Below are 6,080 nucleotides of genomic sequence, written 5' to 3' on the forward strand. Positions count from 1 at the left end.
GCGCGATGATGAACCATCGCCAGACGCTGCGGATGTACGAGGAGTGGGCGACGCTCGCGGACCTGCGCGAGGGCGACCGCTATCTGATGATCAACCCGTACTTCCACACGTTCGGCTTGAAAGCGGGTTTGGTCGCCTCGTTCCTGCGCGGTGCCACCATGCTGCCGCTGGCGGTGTTCGAGGTCGCCGCTGTCGTAGACCTGATTGAACGTGAACGTATTTCGATGCTGCCGGGGCCGCCGACGCTGTACCACTCGTTGCTGACGGTCGGTGACAAAACCAGGCTGTCGACGCTGCGGGCGGGGGTCACCGGGGCCGCCGACATCCCGGTCGAACTGGTTCGCCGCATCCACGACGAACTGCCGTTTGAGACGTTGATGACCGGTTACGGACTCACCGAAGCCGGCAACGTGACGCTGTCGCGGCCGGGTGATTCCTTCACCGACGTCGCCACCACCGCGGGGCTGCCGTGTGAGGACGTCGAGGTGCGCATCGCCGATGACGGCGAGGTGCTGGTCCGCGGTTACGGCGTCATGCAGGGGTATCTTGATGATCCGGACGCCACCGCGCAGGCGATCGACCACGACGGATGGCTGCACACCGGAGATTTGGGGAATTTCGACAACTCCGGCCGGTTGAGGATCGACGGGCGTAAAAAGGACATGTTCATCGTCGGCGGGTTCAATGCGTACCCGGCCGAGATCGAGGGCTTCATGCTGGAACACCCGGCGGTCGCTCAGGTCGCGGTGATCGGTGTGCCCGACGAGCGGCTCGGTCAGGTAGGGAAGGCCTTTGTGGTAACACATCATCATGCCGTGGGCACCGTGTCCGAAGCGGATCTGACGGCCTGGTGCCGCGAGCGGATGGCTGGATTCAAAGCGCCGCGATACGTCGAATTCCTTGAAGAATTACCGCTGAACGCCACCGGCAAGGTGATGAAGGACCAGCTTCGGTGAGCCCGGTGGATCCGCGTTCTCATTCACTGGTGATCGCGTCCGACTATCGCGTGCCTGATCCAGAACAGGTGTGGCCATTGCTCACCCGTCGCAGGTCGGCACTCGCCGACATCGGTGCGCACCATGTGCTGCTGTACACCTCGACACACGACCACGGTCGGGTGCTGGTGACGATCGGGGTGCACAGCCGGGAACCGATCGTGGAACTGCTGCGCTCACGCGTCTTCTTCGAGTGGTTCGACGCGGTCGGTGTGGACGACATCCCGGCGGTCTTCGCGGGCGAAATCGTCGAACGGTTCGGGGTCGCTGACCCGTCGGCGCGTTTCGCGCCCGGCGTCGTGGTCGCCGCCATATCGGCAGTCGACGACGTACCCGTGTTGGCCCACGAGATCCGCAGTGCACTTCCGAGATTCGAGGCTGCCGGTATCCGGGAGACCCGGCTTTTCCAGGCCTTCGACGACGGGCACGAAGTGATGATCCTGCAGGAACTCGACGACGAGGAGCGGGCGCGCCGCTGGATCGACCATCCTGACACCGCGGCGCCGTGGATCGACGGCGCCGGCCGCGGCGCGTATCCGCCGGTGTTCGTCGGCACGTTCGCCGAGATGATGCGGATCGACGACTAGGAGCCGAGGTCGGCGACCAGATCGCTCAGCAGGTCGGGGATGTCCAGGCGCGGCACCACCGCCTCGATCAGCACCATCCGATCCTGGTTTTCTGCCGCGGCGACAAACGCGTCGTCGAGCTCGCCGTAGGTCTCGGCGCGAAAGAACAGATGCTCGGTCACCCCGAGCGCGGTGGGAATGTCGGCCCAACTCCACCGCACAATGTCGTTGTAGGGTGCGGTCTTTCCGTGGATCATCCGCTCGATGGTGTAGCCGTCGTTGTTGACGACCACGATGACCGGTGAAAGTCCCTCGCGGGAGAAGTTGCCCAGCTCCTGCACCGTCAGCTGGGCCGCGCCGTCACCGATCAGCAGCACCGGCCGGCGATCGCGCTCGGCCAGACCCGCCCCGAGAGTGGCGGGCAGCGTGTATCCGATTGAGCCCCAGAGTGGTTGGCCGATGAACGTCACGCCTTGGGGGAGCCGATGCGTTGCCATCCCGTAAAACGAGGTGCCTTGATCCGCCAGTACGATGTTGCCGGGGGTCAGCGCCTGGCAGAATCTGTCCCACAACACCTGCTGTCTCAACGGCTGATCGCGGTCCGGCTTGTCCGCCGTGTTTTCGTCGACCGCCGGCGTCACCGCGGGGGAGCGGACGCCGCGTTCGGCGAGGATCGCGGTGACCGCGTCCAGCGCCGCGCTCATCTCCAAGGGCGCAAACACCTCCTGGCCGACGGTGCTCTGCTGCACCCCGATGTCGATGGTCCGATGCGGATCGATGCGCTGACTGAAAAATCCGCTGACCATGTCGGTGAACACCACGCCCGCCATGACGAGCACCGGGGCCTGTTCGATCGCCGTGCGGACCGGCTTGGCGCTGGCTGCGCCGGCGTAGATGCCGAGATATTCCGGCGCGCTCTCGTCGACCAGGCTTTTGCCCCACATCAGCGTGGCATGCGGCACGACGTCGGCGGCCAGCAGTGCTTCGAGTTTGTCGACGGCGTTCAGTCGGTGGACCAGCAGGTCGGCCAGCACGGTCAGCTGCTGGTCGCCGATGAGTGTGCTTGCGGCTGTTTTGAATAACGCCAGCGCTCGCGGGCTGGTTCCGCCGCTGTAATGGGGCAGTTGTGCACTGGGCGGCTCGGTTTCGAAGCGGGCCACGTCAGTGGACAGCAATAGATAGCCCGGTCGCCGTTGCTCGCGGACCTCGCACAGTACCCGGTCGATCTCGCGGGTGGCCGTGGCCGGCATGAGATTGGCTTGCGCGCAGGTGATTTCCCTGCTCACCCGCAGAAAGTGTTCGAAGTCGCCGTCGCCCAGCGAGTGGTGCAGGGCCCGGCGGGCGCCCTGGGCGTCCTTCGACGGCCCGCCCACGATGTGGACCACCGGCACGTGTTCGGCGTAGCTGCCGGCAATGGCGTTGGCTGCCGACAACTCTCCGACGCCGAATGTGGTTACCGCAGCTGACATTCCGCGAAGCCGACCGTATCCGTCGGCGGCATAGCCGGCATTGAGTTCGTTGGCGTTGCCGACCCAGCGCAGCTTCGGGTGCGCGACGATGTGATCGAGGAACTCCAGGTTGTAGTCGCCGGGAACCCCGAATACCTCGGTCACACCCAGTTCCGCCAAGCGGTCCAACAGATAGTCGCCGATGGTGTACGAGGGTTCCGAAGCACTCACGCCGTCGACGCTACGCGTCCGCGCTCGAAACCGCCCTCCACCGGGCGCCGCCTCGATATCGTCCGGGCATGGCAATCAACGAAACCCGCGAAATCGTCATCGAGGCGTCCCCGCAGGAGATGCTGGATGTGATCGGCGACATGGACTCGCTCACTGACTGGTCGGAGCCGCATCAAAGCGCCGAGGTTCTGGAGAAGGACTCCGACGGGCGGCCGCTGAAAGTGAAGATGAAGGTGAGGGCCGCGGGGATCACCGACGAACAGGTGGTGGCCTACACGTGGGCCGGAAACGTGGTGAGCTGGACGCTGGTCAGCTCCGGCCAGCAGCGCTCGCAGGACGCGTCCTACACTTTGACGCCCGACGGCGACAAGACGAAAGTCACCTTCACAATCAGCGTCGACCCGGTGGTGCCGCTGCCCGGCTTCGTGCTCAAACGTGCAATCAAAGGAACGATCGACACCGGCACCAAGGGCTTGCGCGACCGGGTGCTGCACGTGACGAAAGGAAAGTAAGGACCTTGACCACCAGCGGACCCCTCGATGGGGTACGAGTGATCGAACTCGGCGGCATCGGGCCGGGCCCACACGCGGCGATGGTGCTGGCCGATTTGGGGGCCGACGTGGTGCGGGTACGCCGACCCGGCGGCCTGACGATGCCTGCCGAAAACCTCGATCTGCTGCATCGCGGCAAGCGGATTGTGGACTTGGACGTCAAGGCCGAGCCGCAGAAATTGCTCGAGTTGGTGGCCAAGGCCGACGTGCTGCTGGATTGCTTTCGGCCCGGCACCTGCGAGCGCCTGGGCATCGGGCCCGACGCCTGCGCGGCGGTCAACCCGCGGCTGATCTTCGCGCGCATTACCGGCTGGGGGCAGGACGGCCCGCGGGCCCGTACGGCTGGCCACGACATCAACTATCTGTCCCAGACCGGCGCGCTGTCGGCGCTGGGTTACCGCGACCGGCCGCCGATGCCGCCGCTGAATCTGGTGGCCGATTTCGGTGGCGGCTCGATGTTCGTTCTGCTGGGAATCGTCGCTGCGCTCTACGAGCGTGAGCGGTCGGGCAAGGGGCAGGTGATAGACGCGGCGATGGTCGACGGGGTCAGCGTGCTCGCGCAGATGATGTGGACAATGCGCTCGACCGGCGCGATGCGCGACGAGCGTGAATCGTTTCTTCTCGACGGCGGTGCGCCGTTTTACCGCTGCTATGAGACCTCCGACGGCAAATACATGGCGGTGGGCGCGATCGAGCCGCAGTTCTTCGCGGCACTGCTTGCCGGACTCGAGCTCTCACCCGACCAGGTGCCCGGCCAGTTCGAGATCGGTTCCTTCCCAGAGATGCTCGACATTTTCACCAAGCGGTTCGCCGGCAAGACCCGTGACCAGTGGGCGAAGGTGTTTGACGGCACCGATGCCTGCGTCACGCCGGTGCTGACGTGGAGCGAGGCGGCCGTCGACCCACACCTGAGCGCACGCGCGACGGTGGTCAACTCCGGCGGTGTCGATCAGGCTGCTCCGGCGCCGCGGTTTTCCCGCACACCGTCGGCGCCGGTCGGACCGATACCGCAGGCGACTACCCGGCTCGACGAAATCGGCTGGTAATCAGGCCCTGATAATCAACCCGGTGCCAGACAGGCTTGCTAGCTTGGTCGACAGTGGCCGTACAAGCATCGCGCGAGATTGTCATCGATGCGCCGCCGGGGGTGATCCTGGAGGCGTTGGCCGACGTCGGGTCGTTGTCGTCGTGGTCGCCGGTGCACAAGCGAATTCAGGTGCTGGACTGGTATTCCGACGGGCGGCCGCATCATGTGAAGGCCACCATCAAGATTTTCGGTCTCATCGACAACGAAATCCTCGAGTACCACTGGGGCCCCACCTGGGTGGTCTGGGATGCCGGTGCCACGTTCCAGCAGCGGGGGCAACACGTCGAATACAACCTGCAGCCTGTCGGCGTCGACCGAACAAGGGTGCGCTTCGATATCACGGTCGAACCGGCGGGACCGGTGCCCGCGTTCGTCGTTCGGCGGGCGAGTGAGATCGTGCTGGACGCCGCGACCAAGGGACTTCGTGATCAGGTGATAGCCGTCTTCGGCTCAGAGCAACCGCGTTAACTGGGCTCCGCGAAAGCGGTTGGGTTGCTAGGTTGTTCGTAGTGGCCGTAAAAGCATCCCGTGAGGTTGTCATCGAGGCGCCGCCGGAGACGATTCTGGGGGCGCTGGCCGACGTCGGCTCGGTGCCGTCGTGGTCCTCGGTGCACAAGCGGGCTGAGGTCATCGACTGCTATCCCGATGGCCGGCCGCACCACGTCAGGGTGGCGATACGGGTCTCCGGCATCGCCGACACCGAGGTTCTCGAATATCACTGGGGTCCGGACTGGGTGGTGTGGGACGCGCAGAAGACGCTGCAGCAGCACGCCCAGCACGTCGAGTACACGATGCACCGCGAATCCGAAGAGCGGACGCGGGTGCGATTCGAGATCACCCTCGAGCCGTCGGCGCCGATACCGGAGTTCCTGGTCAACCGGGCCCGCAGGAAGATCCTCTACGCCGCGACCGAGGGGCTGCGGCGCAAGGTCATGGACGCAATCGCGCAAGCCGAGTGATGGCTTCCTCGAGGGTGTCCTCGCGCTTGCAGAATGTGAAGCGCACGAGGTGATTCCATATCGCCCCGTCGTCGGCGCCGGGATCGCAGAATGCCGTCATGGGGATCGCGGCCACGCCGACCTGCTCGGGTAGCGCCGCGCAGAACGCGGCGCTGTCGTCATATCCGAGCGGACGCGGGTCGGCGCACAGGAAGTAGGTACCTCCGCTGTCGAGGACTGTGAAGCCGACGTCGGAGAGCCCGC

Annotated in this window: 7 protein-coding genes and 1 pseudogene; 6 read left to right on the forward strand and 2 right to left on the reverse strand. The window is 65.3% G+C overall.

The features are described 5' to 3' along the window. Together AC2VOG_RS09530 and AC2VOG_RS09535 are read left to right on the forward strand one after the other, a co-directional pair. Positions 1 to 956: AMP-binding protein (locus tag AC2VOG_RS09530; protein WP_486939660.1), on the forward strand; the 956-nt coding region annotated here is incomplete at its 5' end. 5 nt (positions 957 to 961) lie between these two features. After that, positions 962 to 1,582 carry a fatty-acid--CoA ligase gene (locus AC2VOG_RS09535; RefSeq protein ID WP_486939666.1) on the forward strand — a complete coding sequence of 207 codons (621 nt, stop codon included), beginning with the start codon at positions 962 to 964 and terminating at the stop codon, positions 1,580 to 1,582. On the opposite strand, the gene AC2VOG_RS09540 is transcribed toward AC2VOG_RS09535, so the two are convergent. Beyond that, on the reverse strand, positions 1,579 to 3,240 hold the full coding sequence (locus AC2VOG_RS09540; RefSeq protein ID WP_486939661.1) for an alpha-keto acid decarboxylase family protein: 1,662 nt from the start codon (positions 3,238 to 3,240) through the stop codon (positions 1,579 to 1,581). The two genes, AC2VOG_RS09535 and AC2VOG_RS09540, sit on opposite strands and share 4 nt — an antisense overlap. 68 nt (positions 3,241 to 3,308) lie before the next feature. On the opposite strand from AC2VOG_RS09540, the gene AC2VOG_RS09545 reads away from it, so the two are divergent. Genes AC2VOG_RS09545 through AC2VOG_RS09560 form a run of 4 tightly spaced genes read left to right on the forward strand, consistent with a single transcriptional unit; the run spans position 3,309 to position 5,837 of the window. After that, positions 3,309 to 3,752, forward strand: a complete 444-nt coding sequence (locus AC2VOG_RS09545) for an SRPBCC family protein (RefSeq protein WP_486939662.1) — start codon at positions 3,309 to 3,311, stop codon at positions 3,750 to 3,752. A 5-nt stretch (positions 3,753 to 3,757) separates the two neighbouring features. Beyond that, complete coding sequence (locus AC2VOG_RS09550) at positions 3,758 to 4,837, forward strand: CaiB/BaiF CoA transferase family protein (RefSeq protein ID WP_486939663.1); 1,080 nt, start codon at positions 3,758 to 3,760, stop codon at positions 4,835 to 4,837. A 53-nt stretch (positions 4,838 to 4,890) separates the two neighbouring features. After that, positions 4,891 to 5,346, forward strand: coding sequence for an SRPBCC family protein (locus AC2VOG_RS09555; RefSeq protein ID WP_486939664.1), 456 nt, complete (start codon positions 4,891 to 4,893; stop codon positions 5,344 to 5,346). Between the two features lie 41 nt (positions 5,347 to 5,387). Next, a complete protein-coding gene (locus AC2VOG_RS09560) occupies positions 5,388 to 5,837 on the forward strand; it encodes an SRPBCC family protein (protein ID WP_486939665.1) in 450 nt (149 codons plus the stop codon). Here AC2VOG_RS09560 and AC2VOG_RS09565 read toward each other — a convergent pair. Then, a pseudogene (locus tag AC2VOG_RS09565) lies at positions 5,809 to 6,080 on the reverse strand (aminotransferase); the annotation flags it as partial. The gene AC2VOG_RS09560 and the pseudogene AC2VOG_RS09565 sit on opposite strands and share 29 nt — an antisense overlap.

This window comes from Mycobacterium sp. TH-M11, assembly GCF_057473725.1.